The 16077-nt window shown below is 71.4% G+C and carries 10 protein-coding genes; 3 read left to right on the top strand and 7 right to left on the bottom strand.

The window, feature by feature from the left end; all coding sequences use genetic code 11:
• Window positions 1-24: 24 nt before the first annotated feature.
• From MMA15_RS22505 to MMA15_RS22495, 3 genes are read right to left on the bottom strand one after another with little or no spacing between them, the layout of a single operon-like run.
• Window positions 25-1218 carry an alkaline phosphatase family protein gene (locus MMA15_RS22505; protein WP_241061914.1) on the bottom strand — a complete coding sequence of 398 codons (1194 nt, stop codon included), beginning with the start codon at window positions 1216-1218 and terminating at the stop codon, window positions 25-27.
• On the bottom strand, window positions 1218-1802 hold the full coding sequence (locus MMA15_RS22500) for a DUF5998 family protein (RefSeq protein ID WP_070011286.1): 585 nt from the start codon (window positions 1800-1802) through the stop codon (window positions 1218-1220). The genes MMA15_RS22505 and MMA15_RS22500 overlap by 1 nt, the downstream gene beginning before the upstream one ends.
• A 28-nt stretch (window positions 1803-1830) precedes the next feature.
• A complete protein-coding gene (locus MMA15_RS22495; protein ID WP_241061913.1) occupies window positions 1831-4857 on the bottom strand; it encodes a bifunctional acetate--CoA ligase family protein/GNAT family N-acetyltransferase in 3027 nt (1008 codons plus the stop codon).
• A 150-nt stretch (window positions 4858-5007) separates the two neighbouring features.
• Here MMA15_RS22495 and MMA15_RS22490 point away from each other — a divergent pair, with 150 nt between their 5' ends.
• Window positions 5008-5292 carry an HPr family phosphocarrier protein gene (locus MMA15_RS22490; protein ID WP_241061912.1) on the top strand — a complete coding sequence of 95 codons (285 nt, stop codon included), beginning with the start codon at window positions 5008-5010 and terminating at the stop codon, window positions 5290-5292.
• A gap of 174 nt (window positions 5293-5466) precedes the next feature.
• Here MMA15_RS22490 and MMA15_RS22485 read toward each other — a convergent pair whose 3' ends face one another.
• The 3 genes from MMA15_RS22485 to MMA15_RS22475 all read right to left on the bottom strand — a co-directional run bounded on the left by MMA15_RS22485 (window position 5467) and on the right by MMA15_RS22475 (window position 9777).
• Window positions 5467-6330: a M23 family metallopeptidase gene (locus MMA15_RS22485; RefSeq protein WP_241061911.1), complete on the bottom strand. Its 864-nt coding sequence runs from the start codon at window positions 6328-6330 to the stop codon at window positions 5467-5469.
• Between the two features lie 667 nt (window positions 6331-6997).
• Window positions 6998-8368: a M16 family metallopeptidase gene (locus tag MMA15_RS22480; RefSeq protein WP_241063369.1), complete on the bottom strand. Its 1371-nt coding sequence runs from the start codon at window positions 8366-8368 to the stop codon at window positions 6998-7000.
• A gap of 59 nt (window positions 8369-8427) precedes the next feature.
• Window positions 8428-9777 carry a M16 family metallopeptidase gene (locus MMA15_RS22475; protein WP_241061910.1) on the bottom strand — a complete coding sequence of 450 codons (1350 nt, stop codon included), beginning with the start codon at window positions 9775-9777 and terminating at the stop codon, window positions 8428-8430.
• A 294-nt stretch (window positions 9778-10071) separates the two neighbouring features.
• Here MMA15_RS22475 and MMA15_RS22470 point away from each other — a divergent pair, with 294 nt between their 5' ends.
• Window positions 10072-12519, top strand: a complete 2448-nt coding sequence (locus MMA15_RS22470) for a DNA gyrase/topoisomerase IV subunit A (protein WP_241061909.1) — start codon at window positions 10072-10074, stop codon at window positions 12517-12519.
• Between the two features lie 75 nt (window positions 12520-12594).
• Here MMA15_RS22470 and MMA15_RS22465 read toward each other — a convergent pair whose 3' ends face one another.
• A complete protein-coding gene (locus tag MMA15_RS22465) occupies window positions 12595-13917 on the bottom strand; it encodes a CobW family GTP-binding protein (protein ID WP_241061908.1) in 1323 nt (440 codons plus the stop codon).
• Window positions 13918-14298: 381 nt separating this feature from the next.
• On the opposite strand from MMA15_RS22465, the gene MMA15_RS22460 reads away from it, so the two are divergent.
• Window positions 14299-15996 carry an ATP-binding protein gene (locus tag MMA15_RS22460; RefSeq protein WP_241061907.1) on the top strand — a complete coding sequence of 566 codons (1698 nt, stop codon included), beginning with the start codon at window positions 14299-14301 and terminating at the stop codon, window positions 15994-15996.
• The last annotated feature ends 81 nt before the right edge of the window (window positions 15997-16077 follow it).

Genomic DNA, 16077 nt, shown 5'->3' with positions numbered 1-16077 from the left:
GCTACGGATCTTGAACGTACCGTCCTACGTACGCACTTCGAGCAGCGGGACGAGCTGTTCGGCGGCGGTGGCGGAGCCGTGCATGCCGATGAGCGCGGACTCCTTCGGTTCGCGCTCGGTCGCCACGACGGCGGCGTCGCCGCTCATCGCGGCCACCACGTCGCCGATGCGGGCGTGCACCCGCGCGTCGATCCGGGGGCCGAACCACCCCAGTTCGACGGCCTCTTCGCGGGTGGCGACCCATGCGTGGCCGGCGAGCACCTCGCGCCACACCGATGCGACGTCGCGTGCCGCGCCGGGCACGGCGTAGAGATGGCGCATCCGCCCCTCGCCGCCGAGCTGGGCGACGCCAGCGCTCAACTCCCAGTCCTCGTCGACGTCGAAGCGCGCCTCGGGCGTGAGGGGGACGTCGACCATTCCGTGGTCGGCCGTGATGTACAGCGCGGAGCGGGGCGGCAGTTGCTCGGCGAGGCGCTCGGCCAGTCTGTCGACGTACATGAGCTGGCCGCGCCACGCGTCGGAGTCGATGCCGTATCGGTGGCCGTGGCCGTCGAGTTCGGCGTAGTACGTGTAGACGAGGGTGCGGTCGGCGGCGGCGAGCCGGGCCGCGGCCTGGTCCATGCGGTCCTCCGCACTGAGCACGCCGAGGAACGTGCCGCCCGAGAGGGCGACTTGAGTGAGCGGCGTCTCCTCGAAGTGCGGTGCGGAGACCTGGCTGGCGGTGATACCGGCGGCCTCGGCGAGCCGGAAGACCGTCGGATAGGGCTGCCACACACCCGGGTCCGTCCACGGCTGCCAGCGAAGCTGGTTCATCAGGCGCCCGGTGTCCGGGTCGAGCGCGGTGTATCCGGGCAGTCCGTGCACGCCCGGGGGCAGGCCCGTACCGACCGATGCCAGCGAAGTCGCCGTCGTGGAGGGGAAACCGGCGGTCAGGGCGGTGCCCGTGCCGTTCAGCGAGGTCTCCAGCATCGAGGTGAGGAAGGGTGCCTCCTCGGGGTGGGCACGCAGCACGTCCCAGCCGAGGCCGTCGACGAGGAACACACAGGCGCGGTCGGCCGGTTCGAGCCGCAGCCCGGTCTCCAGCCCCTCCATGCCCTGCGCGGTGACGACGGCGGGCAGCAGATCGGACAGCGACGCCTGGCCGTAGCGCGGCACGGGCGCGGTGCGTGGATCGAGGGGCAGCGGTTCCTGCGGGTTCTCGGTGGCGGCCTGTGCCATCAGGAAGGGGTCACCGTCGCCTCTGAGAGCGCCTGTGCGAAGGCGAGCGTCTGCCGCACGGTGTCGGGTCCGTCGGCGGCCTCGCTGACTCGCAGCGACAGGTCGTCGGCCGTGGAGGAGCCCGTATAGCCGTGGTCCGCCTCGCAGTTGGGGTCGCCGCAGGTGGCGGGCTCCATGTCGAGCCGGGAGACGGCGCCCCAGCCGATGGTGAGCACGACCTCGCGGGGCAGCGTGCCCGGTGTGTACGACTCGGGGTCGGCGACGACGCGGGAGAGCACCACGGACGAGATGCGCTGGATCTTCACCGACTCCGTGGACGTCGTGGCGTACGGCGAGGAGGACGTGCCGTCGGCGGGCTGCTCGTCGGTGTGGGAGACCAGGAAGCGTGTACCGGTGAGGACGAGGACCGTGACATGGCGGCGCACCTCGTTGGAGTCGAACGTCGTCTCCTGGTGCACGAGGTAGGAGGTGACGGGCTCCCCGCCCACCGCCGCCTCGACGGCCTCGCCCACGAGGGTCGGGTAGTAGCCGCTGCGTTCGATCGCCTCACGCAGCCCCTGGGTCGTCGTACCGGTCTTCGCCATGCGGGCCATCCTACGGGCCGGTGGACTCTCAGTAAGCGGGCAGGCTGCGGCGGCCCAAGTCCGTCTGCGGGGACGGCTCGGCGGCGCGGACGGTCGCGCCGAGCACCGTGAGTCCGCGTGGGGCCACGACGACGGGCTCCAGGTCCACGGCGACGATCTCCGGGTGGTCGTGAAGCAGGCGTGAGACCCGTAGCAGCAGCTCCTCCAAAGACGCTACGTCGACGGGCTGCGCGCCTCGCCAGCCGAAGAGGATGGGGGCGCTGCGGATTTCACGTACGAGTTCCGCGGCGTCCTTGTCGGTGGCGGGGACCAGCCGGTGTGCGACGTCTTCGAGCAGTTCGGAGGGCGTGCCCGCGAGGCCGAAGGAGAGCACCGCGCCGATGGACGGGTCGACGGCGGCCCTGATGACGGTGTCGACGCCGCGCGGCGCCATGGACTGTACGACGGGGCGCAGTTCGGCGGCATCGCCGAAGGCTTCGGTGAGTTCGGCGTAGGCGCGGCGCAGTTCGGTCTCCGAGGAGATGTCGAGGCGCACACCGCCGAGGTCGGCGCGGTGGCGCAGCCGTGGGGCCGTGGTCTTGAGCGCGACGGGGTAGCCGAGGCTGCGTGCCGCGGCGGCGGCCTCGTCGGGCCCGGGGGCCGGGCTCGTGGGCTGGACGGCGATTCCGTAGTAGCCGAGCAGGGACGCCGCGTCGTCGGCACCGAGTGTGACGCTTCGGCTGCGCTCCGCGGTGGTGGCGGCGACTGTGGTGGGGCGGGCCTCCCGGTGGCCGGCGAGGGGGACGGCGGGAGGCATATCAGAGGGGGCGGCTCCGGTTCCGGCGCCTGCACCTGTGGCTGCACCTGTGGCTGCGCTCGTGCCCACGCCGGTTTCGGTGCCGGTTTCGGTGCCGGTGCCGGTTCCGGTAACGGAGGCGCCCGGCCGCGCACCGGCCTCGGTGCCCGCCCCCCTGGCCGCCTCCGTATCCGCCTCCGTGCCCGCCCGCGCACCGCTCCCCGCATCGGACGCCCCGGTCGGCAACCCGCGCAGCAGCCTCGACGCCGCCGCCTCGTCGGCCTCGAACTCCGGTACCCGGCCCGGGTTTTCCGCCTCGCGCCGCCAGCGGGCGTAGCGCGACGCCTCCGACAGCGCCCGTACCGCACGCTCCGGCGCGGGATAGGAGGGGATGCCGCGTTCGGCGAGGGCGGTCTCCAGGCCCTCGATCGCCAGATGTACGACGGTCACCGGCTTCTCGGCGCCTTCCGACGCCTCACGCAGCGCGTCGGCCAGCTCGGCGGCCGGGGTGTCGCCGACCCAGGGGATGACGGTCACGACGACCGCGTCCGTCTCCGGGTCCTCCAGCGCTTCACGGAGTGCCCGCCTGTACTCCTCCGGCCTGGCGGACGTGCCCAGGTCCCGTACCGGCTGGGGCCGCAGTTCGCCCGCGAGCGCCGCGTCGTAGGAGAGCAGCCCCAGGGACTCGGCGTTGCCGAGGATCGCTGTGCGCGGTCCCGCTGGGAGCGGCTGGGAGACGAGCAGGGCGCCCGCGTCGAGCAGTTCGGTGACGGTGTCCACCATGACGACTCCGGCCTGCCGCAGCAGTGTGGTGACCGTCGCCACCGGCGTACGCGTCACCGGAGCGGCGTGCCCCGCGGGCGGTGCGCTGCCGCTGTGCCGCGCGCCCTTGACCACGACGATCGGTTTGCGTGAGGCGATGCGCCGGGCGAGCCGGGTGAATTTCCTTGGGTTGCCGATCGATTCGAGATAGAGCAGCGCGACGTCCGTGTCGGGGTCGTCGTCCCAGTGCTGTAGTACGTCGTTGCCGGAGACGTCCGCGCGGTTGCCCGCGGAGACGAATCCGGACAGCCCGATGCCGCGCTGGTGGAGCCCGGCCAGCAGGGCGATGCCGATGGCGCCGGACTGGGTGAAGAGCCCGACCCTGCCGCGGGCGGGCATCTCGGGTGAGAGCGTCGCGTTGAGCCGTACGCCGGGGGCGGTGTTCATCAGCCCGAAGGCATTGGGCCCGATGACGCGGGTGCCGTACGAGCGGGCGAGACGCACGAGTTCGCGCTGCTCGTCACGGCTGAAGTCGGCGGTGAGCACGACGAGTCCCTGGACGCCGGCTTCGCCGCATTCGCGGGCGAGGGCGTGCACCTGGCTCGCGGGCACGGCCACGACGGCCAGGTCGAGATGCTCCGGCACGTCCTTGACGGAGCGGTACGCGGGTACGTCCCCGATGTCGGCGCCCTCCTCGGGGAGCCGGTTGTTGACGGCGTACACACGGCCCGTGAAGCCTCCGCTACGCAGGCTCTCCAGCACCCGGCGCCCGGCGCCGCGAGGCGAGCGGCTCGCGCCGATCACCGCGACCGAGCCGGGGGCGAGCAGCCGACGGACGGAGCGACCCTCGGCGCGCTGTTCACGCGCGTTCATCACGGCGAGGGAGCGCTCGGTCGGTTCGAGATCGAAGGTCAGATGGACGGAACCGTCCTCGAAGCTGCGGCGCTGCGAGTAGCCCGCATCCGTGAACACCTTGATCATCTTGGTGTTGGCGGGCAGCACTTCGGCCGTGAAGCGCTCGATGCCGCGCTCGCGGGCGACGGCCGCGATGTGTTCGAGGAGCGCGGAGGCGACGCCGCGCCCCTGCTGGTCGTCTCGTACGAGGAAGGCGACCTCCGCCTGGGACGGCGGCTTGCCGTCGGTGTCTCCGGAAGTGTCCCCGTAGCCGCCGGACGTTCCGGAGGAGTCTGCGTAGCCTGAAGAGAAGGCCGCGCGCCCGTCGCCGTCGACCCGGTCGTAGCGGACGGTCGCGATGAACTCGCCCCCGATGGTGGCCGCGAGGCCCACCCGGTCGACGTAGTCGTGATGTGTGAAGCGACGAACGTCACGGTCGGACAGACGGGGGTAGGGAGCGAAGAAGCGGTAATACTTCGACTCGTCGGATACGCGCTCGTAGAAGTCGACGAGCCGCCTGGCGTCGTCCGCGGTGATGGGCCTGATCAGTGCGGTGCCGCCGTCGCGGAGCACCACGTCGGCCTCCCAGTGCGCCGGATACGCACGCTCCTGAGGGGTACGCATGGGATCAGGGTAAAGCCGTCACGGCAACCGCGACCCCGTGCGGCCGAGGGCGGCCATACAGCGCAGGTCAAGGGGGTGCGGACGGCCGCCGGGAGCGACATGCGAGACTTGTTTTCGCCGGACGCAAGCACGACTCGAAGGGCAACAACCATGGTAGAGCGCCGCGTCACCGTCGGGTGGGCCGAGGGTTTGCACGCCCGTCCCGCCTCGATCTTCTGCCGCGCGGCGGCTGCGGCCGGTGTCCCCGTGACGGTCAAGAAGGGCGACGACGGCACTCCCGTCAACGCCGCGTCCATGCTCGGCGTGCTGGGTCTGGGCGCCGAGTCGGGCGAGGAGATCGTGCTGGCGTCCGAAGCGGTGGACGCGGAGGGCGCCCTCGAACGGCTGGCCACGCTGGTCTCGGAGGGCCTGGAAGAGCTGCCCGAGACGGTCTGAGCGTCGCTCTACGCGGATAGCTCCGGACTCGTCACGTCTTGTGACGGCGGGTGCTCCGCTCGACCGGCAGCAGGCTCCGGACCGCTCGCAGTTGTACGAAGCCCCCGGCCGCGGAATGTGCGGCCGGGGGCTTCGCGTCGCTCACCGCCGAGGCGGCGCCGGGTCGGACCGGGCTCAGAGACTGACGCCGTGCTTTCTGAGGTAGGCGACGGGGTCCATGTCCGAGCCGTACTCGGGGCCGGTGCGGGCCTCGAAGTGCAGATGCGGGCCGGTGGTGTTACCGGTCGAGCCCGACAGCGCGATCTTCTGCCCGGCCTCGACCTTCGCACCGGCGGACACCGCGATCGAGGACAGATGGCCGTACTGGGTGTACGTACCGTCCCGGTGCCTGATGACGACGTTGTTGCCGAACGAGCCGTCGCTGCCCGCCTCCACGACCTCGCCGGAGGCCACGGAACGCACCTCGGTGCCCTCGTCCGCCTCGAAGTCGACGCCGGTGTGGCTGCCGGAGGACCACAGTCCGCCGGAGCTTCGATACGGGGTCGACAGCGACGGGCCGGCGACGGGGGCGACATAGGCGTTGAGCTTGGCACGCTCGGCGGCCCTCGCCGCTCTCTCCTTCTTCTCCCTGGCCTCGCGCTCGCGCTTCGCCTTCTCGGCTGCGGCCTTGCGCATGGCCTGGTTCGCGGCCTCGGCCTGGGCTGCGGCGGTCTCCTGTAGCCGGGCCTGGTCCGCGACGGTCTCGGCGATCGAGTCGCCGAATCCGGCAGCGTGGTTCAGGCCGCCCGAAGCCGAACGGCGCGTGTTCTCATGAGAGTTCGCGTGCGAGTCTCCATGCGGGCCCTCGTCCGCGGTCCGCTGTGCGCTCTTCTCCGCGGTGGCTTCGGCGGCCCGCCCCTGGTGGCCGGTGCCGGCCAGGGCGGGGGTTGCGAGTGTTCCGACGACTCCGACGGTCAGACCGGCTATGCCTGCCGCCTTGGTACGCCGTCTCGTCGGGCGGGTACGGCGGTGCGTCCCGGTGGCACGGATGAACGCCATGGGTCGGCGTGGCTCCTTTCCCTCCTTCTCGCCTGCCGGGTCTGCCTCCTGCCGTGCGACTCCGCACTCGTACGCGCCGTGACGTGATGCCAGGCGCGACGAACCTCCGCCGCTCGGGCGGGAGTTCAGGCGGAATCTCGGCGGGAGGGGCTCCCAGTCGGTTCGGAGCAGGAAGGTCTCCTACGGTCCGCTGCGTGGGCGGACCGATTCACCCCACCCCCTCGGGCCGTACCGTTTCCGGTCGGTATCCCGAGGGGACCCTCTCGCGCCGTGCGGCGCCACGAGGGAAGAGCCCCCGGCTCTCCATGTGTACGTCGTCGTACTGGAGACTCGGCGAAGCCGAACGTCGGCCGCGGTCGCGGTCACTTCTGACGAACAGCCGGATCGACGCTAAACGGGACATCTGCCAACGGCCAAACGAAACCCCCGATTTGTCGCGCAGGCCACACGGCGCACCGGGACACATGCAGCCGAAACCGGCATACGGGGACGGGTGTACGGCCACGCCGTGCCGGGTGGCGGAACCGCAGCGTCCGCAACGGGCCGGAGCAGGAGCCGAGGAGACGGCAGCGGCCCCCGTCCAGCGGACGCTCGGGGCGTCTCCGCGAACAGGGGCCGCATGCCGACGAGTCGGGAGCCTCACGGGCCGTCGGGCCCGCGCCGGCGCTCAGCCTCCGGTCACCACCTTGACCTCGCCGATGCCCAACTCCCGTACGCCGTCGGCGATCTGGGAGGCGTCACCGACGAGCACCGTCACCAGCCGGTCGGGCGGGAAGGCGTTGACCACGGCGGCCGTGGCCTCGACGGTGCCCGTACGGGCCAGCTCGGCGTATACGGACGCCTGGTAGTCGTCGGGGAGTTGCTGCTCGACCTGCTCGGCGAGCGTGTCGGCGACGGCGGCGGCAGTCTCGTACTTGAGCGGGGCGACACCCACGAGGTTCTGCACGGCGACGTCACGCTCGTCGTCCGTGAGCCCCTCCTCGCCGAGGGTGCGCAGCACCTTCCAGAGATCGGCCAGCGCCGGGCCGGTGACGTCCGTGGCGACCGAGCCGGAGATGGCGAGCAGCGCCGCGCCCGTGCCGTCGGCGGTGGAGCGGAGCACCTGCCCGAAGGCCCGTACGCCGTAGGTGTAGCCCTTCTCCTCGCGCAGCACACGGTCGAGCCGCGAGGTGAGGGTGCCGCCCAGGCAGTAGGTGCCCAGGACCTGGGCGGGCCAGACGCGGTCGTGCCTGTCGGGGCCGATACGGCCGATGAGCAACTGCGTCTGCACCGCTCCCGGACGGTCCACGATCACGACCCGGCCGGTGTCGTCGGCGGTGATCGGCGGCGCCTTCCGGGGCTGCGACGTCGAACCCGTCCACGCGCCGAGGGTGTCGGCGAGTGCGGCGTCGAGATCCACCCCTTCGAGGTCGCCGACGACGACTGCCGTGGCGGTGGCGGGCCGTACATGTGCGTCGTAGAAGGCGCGTACGGCAGCGGCGTCGATGCGGGCGACGGTCTCCTCGGTGCCCTGCCGGGGGCGGGACATCCGGGCGGAGGCCGGATACAGCTCCTTCGCCAGCTCCTTGGCGGCGCGGCGGGTGGGGTTGGCCAGCTCGTGCGGGATCTCGTCGAGGCGGTTGCCGACGAGCCGCTCGATCTCGCTCTCCGGGAAGGCCGGGGCGCGCAGCGCGTCCGCGAGCAGCCCGAGGGCCTTGCGCAGCCGGGAGGCGGGGACTTCGAGGGACACGCGCACCGACGCGTGGTCGGCGTATGCGTCGATGGAGGCGCCGCAGCTTTCCAGTTCGTCGGCGAACTCCTCGGCGTCGAGCTTGTCCGTGCCCTCCGAGAAGGCACGGGCCATGATCGTCGCGACGCCGTCGAGCCCTTCCGGTTCCGCGTCCAGCGGTGCCTGGAGGGTCACTTCGACGGCTACGACCTGCTGGCCGGGGCGGTGGGCGCGCAGCACCGTGAGGCCGTTGCCGAGGACTCCGCGGTCGGGGGCGGGGAAGGCCCACGGCTTGGGCTGCCCGCCGCTCGGGCGCGGGTGGAACTCCATCTGCTTGCCCTGCTCCTGAGCGGTGCCGGTGGCCTGGGTCTGCGGGTTCGGGGCGTCGCTCACTGGCCGGACTCCTCGGTCTCGTCGTCGTTCTCCTCGGCGGCCGGTTCAGTGGGCTCGTAGACCAGCACCGCGCGGTTGTCCGGCCGCAGCCGGGCCGCGGCCACGGCGCGCACCTCCTCCGCGGTGACGTCCAGCACCCGCTGCACGGCGGTCAGCGCGAGCTGCGGATCGCCGAACAGCACGGCGTAGCGGCACAGTTCGTCGGCACGGCCGCCCACGGTGGCGAGCCGGTCCAGCCACTCGCGTTCCAACTGCGCCTGCGCGCGCTCCATTTCCTCCGGGCTCGGGCCCTCCTCGGCGAAGCGCCGCAGCTCGTCGTCGACGGCCTCCTCGATCTGGGCGACCTCGACGCCGCCGGACGCCTTGACGTCCAGCCAGCCCAGCGACGGCGCACCCGCGAGCCGCAGCAGCCCGAACCCGGCGCCGACGGCGAGCCGGTCCCTGCGCACCAGGCGCTTGTTGAGGCGTGAGGACTCGCCGCCGCCGAGCGCGGTCAGCGCCAGGTCCGCGGCGTCACACTCACGAGTGCCGTCGTGCGGCAGCCGGTATGCGGCCATCAACGCACGGGAGGGGACCTCCTCTTCGACGATCTCGCGCTTCTGCCCGCCGATGACGTCCGGCAGAGTGCCGTCCCTCGGCGGCTTCTTGCCCTGATGCCCGGGCACGGAGCCGAAGTACTTCTCGATCCAGCCGAGCGTCTGCTCCGGGTCGATGTCGCCGACGACGGTCAGCACCGCGTTGTTCGGCGCGTAGTACGTACGGAAGAACTCGCGGGCGTCCTCCAGCGACGCCGCATCCAGGTCGGCCATCGAGCCGATCGGCGTGTGGTGGTAGGGGTGGCCCTCCGGGTAGGCCATCGCCGTCAGCTTCTCGAACGCCGTGCCGTAGGGCACGTTGTCGTAGCGCTGGCGGCGCTCGTTCTTGACCACGTCGCGCTGGTTCTCCATCGACTCGTCGTCGAGGGCCGTCAGCAGCGAGCCCATGCGGTCGGCCTCCAGCCAGAGCGCGAGCTCCAACTCGTGGGCGGGCATGGTCTCGTAGTAGTTCGTACGCTCGAAGCTGGTGGAGCCGTTGAGCGAGCCGCCGGCGCCCTGCACCAGCTCGAAGTGGCCGTTCCCCTGCACCTGGGCGGAGCCCTGGAACATCAGGTGCTCGAAGAGGTGGGCGAGTCCGGTGCGTCCGGCGACCTCGTGGCGGGAGCCGACGTCGTACCAGAGACAGACCGCCGCGACCGGGGTGAGATGGTCCTCGGAGAGCACCACGCGCAGGCCGTTGGCCAGCCGGTGCTCCGTCGCTGTCAGCCCGCCGGTGGCCGGCGGGGGCGTGGCAGTGTGACCCATGGGCATGGAGTCCCTTCGATCGCGTCAATTGCGTGCACGTGCGCAAGCGGTGCTGTCACCCTATGCAACCGAGCCGAGCGCGTGCGAAGTTCCCGTACCGTACGACCGGGAACCGGGCCCGTGCCGTGCACTCGCGCCCACGGTCGGGCAGTGGCGCCGGCGGGCTGAAACGCCTGCCGACGGGCCGGAGAGCCGGTTGTCAGAGCCGCGGTCCACAATGGTCCGCGTCGAAAAGGCCGCGCACGGGGCCGCCCCGCCCCGAGTGCGCATGCCGTGAGCAAAGAAGGAGCCGCAGCCGCGATGGCCCCCCGCCGCAGTACGAAGACACCTCCGGACGATTTCGAGGAGCGCATCCTCGACATCGACGTGGTCGACGAGATGCAGAGCTCCTACCTGGAGTACGCCTACTCGGTCATCTACTCGCGGGCCCTGCCCGACGCCCGCGACGGGCTGAAGCCCGTGCAGCGCCGCATCCTCTACCAGATGCACGAGATGGGCCTGCGCCCCGAGCGCAGCCACGTCAAGTGCGCCCGCGTCGTGGGCGAGGTGATGGGTAAGCTCCACCCCCACGGCGACTCCGCGATCTACGACACGCTCGTGCGCATGGCCCAGCCGTTCACCATGCGGGTCCCGCTGATCGACGGTCACGGCAACTTCGGCTCGCTGGGCAACGACGACCCTCCGGCCGCGATGCGGTACACCGAGTGCCGTGCGGCGCCCGCCGCCGGGCTGATGGTCGAGTCGATCGACGAGGACACCGTCGACTTCGCCGCCAACTACGACGGCAGCGAGCAGGAGCCCGGCACCCTCCCCGCCGCCTATCCGAACCTGCTGGTCAACGGCGCCTCCGGCATCGCCGTCGGCATGGCGACGAACATGCCGCCGCACAATCTCGTCGAAGTCATCGCCGCCGCAAGGCACTTGATCAAGCATCCGGGCGCCGACCTGGAGACGCTGATGCGCCATGTGCCCGGTCCCGATCTGCCCACGGGCGGACGGATCGTCGGCACGGAAGGCATCAAGGACGCCTATGCCAACGGCCGCGGCAGCTTCAAGATCCGCGCGACGGTCGCCGTCGAGCAGGTCACCCCGCGCCGCAAGGGCCTCGTCGTCACCGAACTGCCCTTCACCGTCGGCCCGGAGAAGGTCATCTCCAAGATCAAGGACCTGGTCAACGCCAAGCGCCTCCAGGGCATCGCGGATGTGAAGGACCTCACCGACCGCGCTCACGGCCTCCGCCTCGTCATCGAGGTGAAGAACGGATTCAATCCGGAGGCGGTGCTGGAGCAGCTCTACAAGCTGACGCCCATGGAGGAGTCCTTCGGCATCAACAACGTCGCGCTGGTGGACGGTCAGCCGCTCACCCTCGGCCTGAAGGAGATGCTGGAGGTCTACGTCGACCACCGCTTCACGGTGGTGCGCAGGCGCAGCGAGTTCCGGCGCACGAAGCGGCGCGACAGACTGCATCTCGTCGAGGGCCTGCTGGTGGCCCTCGTCGACATCGACGAGGTCATCAGGATCATCCGCCAGAGCGAGAACGCCGCGCAGGCCAAGGAGTCGCTGATCGCGCGCTTCGGGCTGAGCGACGTGCAGACGCAGTACATCCTCGACACCCCGCTGCGACGGCTGACGAAGTTCGACCGCATCGAGCTGGAGAGCGAACGCGACCGGCTGCGTTCGGAGATCGAGGAGCTGACGCGAATCCTGGAGTCCGACGCGGAGCTGCGCAAGCTGGTCTCCAACGAACTCGCCCAGGTCGCGAAGAAGTACGGCACTCCGCGCCGCACCGAGCTGCTGGAGGCGGCCGGTGCGCCGATCGCCTCCGTACCGCTGGAGGTCGCCGACGATCCGTGCCGCGTGCTGATGTCCTCCACGGGGCTGCTCGCCCGTACGGCCAACGGCGAACCGGCCTTCGACCAGGAGGCGAAGCGCACCAAGCACGACGTGATCGTCTCGGCCGTGCCCGCGACGACGCGCGGCGAGGTCGGCGCCGTCACCTCGGCGGGACGGCTGCTGAGGCTGACCGTCGTGGACCTTCCGCAGCTTCCGGAGTCGGCGACGGCTCCCAGTCTCGCGGGCGGCGCCCAGATCTCGGAGTTCCTCACGCTGGAGGACGACGAGCGCGTGGTCTGTCTGACCACCCTCGACGAGTCCTCGCCCGGCCTCGCCCTGGGCACGGAGGCAGGCGTGGTGAAGCGGGTGGTGCCCGACTACCCGGCGAACAAGGACGAGTTGGAGGTCATCTCCCTCCGCGAGGGCGACCGCATCGTAGGAGCGGCGGAGTTGCGCACCGGCGAGGAGGACCTGGTCTTCATCACCGACGAGGCGCAGTTGCTGCGCTATGCGGCGAGCCATGTCAGGCCGCAGGGGCGTGCCGCGGGCGGCATGACCGGTATCAAGCTCACCGGCGAGACGAAGGTGATCTCCTTCACCGCCGTCGATCCGGCCGCGGACGCGGTGGTGTTCACCCTCTCCGGTTCGCACGGCACGCTCGACGACTCGATCAGCACGGCCAAGCTCACGCCGTTCGACCAGTTCCCGAGGAAGGGACGAGCGACGGGCGGTGTGCGCTGTCAGCGCTTCCTGAAGGGCGAGGATTCGCTGACGATGGCGTGGGCGGGGCCCGCCCCGGCAAGGGCCGCGTCCGCGAACGGATCTCCGGCGGAACTGCCCGAACTCGATCCGCGCAGGGACGGTTCGGGAGTGCCGCTGAAGAAGCCGGTCGCGGTGGTGGCGGGACCGGTGTAGGCCCCGGGGCCCGGCGGCCGGGGGTTCACTTCACGGTTCACATGGCGGCCCTGGTTCGCCGCGGTCGGCCCGGGTTCAGCGGCCGAGTTCAGCGTCGGGGTCGTCATACGGGTCGTAGTCGTGCCCGTAGGCGTCGTCGGCGCAGGTGTCGTACGCGTAGGCGAAGTCCGCCTCGGTGGCGGGGAGTTCAACATCGGGCTCCCCGCCCGGCACCTCGTCGGCGCCGTCCCGGCCCTCGCCCGGGTCCGCCTCCACATAACGCAGCACGCCCCACATCGCCTGTGGATCAGGCTCCGTAAACGGGCCCGCTGACGGATCGGCGACGCAGGCGGCCAGTTCCTTCCGCAGCGCCTCGCCGTCGACGCCGGCGCCGATCAGCACAAGCTGCGTGAGGGGTTCTCCGTCCGCCCGGTCGGGACCACTCGGCCCGTCCGACCCGTCGGCTCCGCCCATTACGCCGGTTACGCCGGCTCCCGGCGGTGACGGCCTGGAGGGCGTGAAGCGCAGGAACCCTCCGACCGCGTGCATGGCGTAGCTGTTGCCGGGGTCCGCTGCCCCGAAGTGGACGAACCCCTTGATCCGGTACAGGCCGGCGGGACGGCCGTCGAGGAAGTCCATGAAGCGCCTGGGGTCGAGAGCCCTCGATGTAGTGAACTCGACGCTCTCGTAAGCCCCGTGGAGATGACCGCAGTCGCCGCCGTGCTCCTCGCAGTGCGCATCGCAGCCGTCCGCGTGGCCGTCCTCCTCCTCCCGCAGCAGGGCCTCGAAGGAGAGTTGCTCCACGGGCGGACGCGGCCGGTGCACCGGGTCGAAGAGCAGCGCGGGATCGATCCGCCCGTGCGCCGCCGCGACGACCGGCGTCCCTGGGCGGAACCCTTCCAGCACCCCTCGCAGGCGCCGCAGCTCCTCCTCCCCTACCCGGTCGGTCTTGTTGAGGACGACGAGGTCCGCGGCCCGTACATGCCGCTCCAGTTCGGGATGCCTCATACGTACGTCCTCGAACTCGGCGGCGTCCACGACCTCCACGAGCCCCCCGTAGACGACGTGTTCGCTTCCCGAGGCGAGGATCATGCGGATCACGCTCTCGGGTTCGGCCAGCCCGCTGGCCTCCACGATGATCACGTCCATCCCGGTCGACGGACGGGCGAGCCGGTCCAGCGCACCGTCCATGTCGCCGGTGTCCACCGCGCAGCACAGACAGCCGTCGCCGAGCGGGACCATCGCGTCGACCTGCCCGGCGACCGTCATGGCGTCGATCTCGATGCTCCCGAAGTCGTTGACGATCGCCCCGATCCGGGTGCCGCCGCTGTTCCGCAGCAGATAGTTGAGCAGCGTGGTCTTGCCGGAGCCCAGGAATCCCGCGAGAACGATGACCGGTACGCGCCGTGGTCGGGGCACGGGGGCTTCCTCCAGAGGTACGGGGTGCGGTACGACGGTGCGATACGACGGCTGCCGATCGTACGCGGCGATGCCGCACGTCACAGCGCCCGGCCCGCTCCACCGGCTACGGTCCTCCAGCCGTCGCGTACACGGCCGCCGCGTACACGCGCCCGGGGCAACCGCCTCCGCATTCCGCATTCCGCTTCACCGTCGAGACCGCACGACCTCCAGCCCCGTAACGCTTTCGAGGCCACCGTGACCGCACCGTTCACCACGCCGACGCCGGAGACACCGGCCCGTACGACGCAGGCCCGGAAGGCTCCTGCTCAGGCGAACGAGGTTCAGCCGAGCCGGGTTCAGCCGAGCCGGACCCGGCCGGTCCCGTCCGTCCGGCGCCGGATGTCCGCCTGCCTGGGTCGGCTGCGCTGGCCGCAGCGGGTCTTCGCACAGGTGCTGCTGATGCAGCTCGCGATCGCCACGGGCGTGACCGCCCTGGTCACCGGCTTCTTCCTGGCTCCGCTCGGTGACGAGCTGGACGAGCGTGCGATGGACCGTGCACTCGCCATCGCTCAGACGACCGCGGCCCGACCCGAATTCGCCCGCCGCCTCGCCACCGAACCCGGACCGTCCGTCCACGGTCCCGTCCAGCACGAGGCCGAGAAGATCCGCAAGGCCACCGGAGCCGGTTACGTCGTGGTGCTGGACACCCGCGGAATCCGCTGGTCGCACCCCGAGCCGCGCCGCGTCGGCCGCCATGTCTCCACCGACCCCAGCGCCGCCCTCGCGGGTCATCAGGTGCGCCACATCGACGAGGGCACCCTCGGCCGCTCCGCACGGGGCAAGGTGCCGCTGCGCAACGCACAGGGCGAGGTGGTCGGCGCCGTCTCCGTCGGCATCGCGTACGAGGGCGTCCGCGACAAGTTCCTCGGCGCGGTCCCGGAGCTGCTGGCCTATGCGGGCGGGGCACTGGCCATCGGCGTCGTCGCCTCCGTACTCGTATCGCGCAGGCTTCAGCGGCAGACTCACGACCTGGCGTTCTCGGACATCTCCGCGCTGCTCGACGAGCGGGAGGCGATGCTGCACGGCATACGCGAAGGAGTCGTCGCCCTCGACGCGGACGGCCGGATCAGACTCGTCAACGACGAGGCACAGCGACTGCTCGAACTGAGCCCCCAGGACACCGGCCGCCCGCTGGCGGAGGTGCTCGGCCCGGGACGCACCGCGGAGGTGCTGTGCGGCGCCGTCGCCGGTACCGATCTGCTCACCGTCAGCGGCGGCCGGGTCCTCGTCGCCAACCGCATGCCCACGGGAGACGGCGGCGCCGTGGCCACCTTCCGGGACCGTACGGAACTGGAACTCCTCGGACGCGAACTCGACGGCTCCCGCGGCCTGATCGACGCCCTGCGCGCCCAGGACCACGAGCACGCCAACCGGATGCATCTGCTGCTGGGCCTGCTCCAGCTCGGCCAGTACGAAGAGGCCGCGGCGTATCTCAGCGAGGCCGTCGGGGTGCAGCGTGCCACCGCCGAGCAGATCGCCGAGCGCGTGGAGGACCCGCTGCTCGCGGCGCTGCTTGTGGGGAAGGCGACGGTGGCCGCCGAGCGCGGTGTCGCACTGCGCCTCACGCCGGTCACGCGGCTGCCGGACCGCCTCGTGGACCCGCGTGAGCCGGCCACCGTGCTGGGCAACCTCGTCGACAACGCGCTTGACGCGGCGGCCGGTTCGGCGGACGCGCTGGTGGAGGTGGAGCTGCGCACGGACGCGGACGGCGAAGACGAACAGCCGCCGCAGCACTCCCACGGGGACGAAGCGAGCAGCACGCACCGAACGGCGCAGGGCACGGCGGTCGTCCTCAGAGTCGCCGACAGCGGCCCCGGCATTCCCGGCGATCAGCGTGAACTGGTCTTCGCGGAGGGCTGGTCGACGAAGGACCCGCCGCCGCACCGTCAGCGTGGTCTGGGTCTGGCACTCGTACGGCGGCTCGCCGAGCGCCACGGAGGTTCGGCACACGTCGGCGAAGCCGCCTGCGGCGGCGCGGAGTTCACCGTCGTACTGCCGCAGGCGCTGCACCCGCGGGGCCGGCCGGTGCCGCAGTAGCCCGAGTCGGACCCGGGTCGGTCCAGTACGGCGGCGTCCGGACCGGCGCCCGGCAACGCCGGTCCGGACGGCTTTCGGTCA

Origin of the sequence: Streptomyces marispadix, from assembly GCF_022524345.1 — a bacterium.
GTDB classification, from domain to species: Bacteria; Actinomycetota; Actinomycetes; order Streptomycetales; family Streptomycetaceae; genus Streptomyces; species Streptomyces marispadix.
The sequence above is the reverse complement of the archived record's forward strand: the minus strand, read 5'-3'. Positions and strand labels throughout refer to the sequence as shown.

Excerpts from the sequence above, each read along its gene's own strand:
- MMA15_RS22505 (WP_241061914.1), bottom strand. The coding sequence starts at position 1,218 with ATGGCACAGGCCGCCACCGAGAACCCGCAGGAACCGCTGCCCCTCGAT.
- MMA15_RS22500 (WP_070011286.1), bottom strand. The coding sequence starts at position 1,802 with ATGGCGAAGACCGGTACGACGACCCAGGGGCTGCGTGAGGCGATCGAA.
- MMA15_RS22495 (WP_241061913.1), bottom strand. The coding sequence starts at position 4,857 with ATGCGTACCCCTCAGGAGCGTGCGTATCCGGCGCACTGGGAGGCCGAC.
- MMA15_RS22490 (WP_241061912.1), top strand. The coding sequence starts at position 5,008 with ATGGTAGAGCGCCGCGTCACCGTCGGGTGGGCCGAGGGTTTGCACGCC.
- MMA15_RS22485 (WP_241061911.1), bottom strand. The coding sequence starts at position 6,330 with ATGGCGTTCATCCGTGCCACCGGGACGCACCGCCGTACCCGCCCGACG.
- MMA15_RS22480 (WP_241063369.1), bottom strand. The coding sequence starts at position 8,368 with ATGGAGTTCCACCCGCGCCCGAGCGGCGGGCAGCCCAAGCCGTGGGCC.
- MMA15_RS22475 (WP_241061910.1), bottom strand. The coding sequence starts at position 9,777 with ATGCCCATGGGTCACACTGCCACGCCCCCGCCGGCCACCGGCGGGCTG.
- MMA15_RS22470 (WP_241061909.1), top strand. The coding sequence starts at position 10,072 with ATGGCCCCCCGCCGCAGTACGAAGACACCTCCGGACGATTTCGAGGAG.
- MMA15_RS22460 (WP_241061907.1), top strand. The coding sequence starts at position 14,299 with ATGTCCGCCTGCCTGGGTCGGCTGCGCTGGCCGCAGCGGGTCTTCGCA.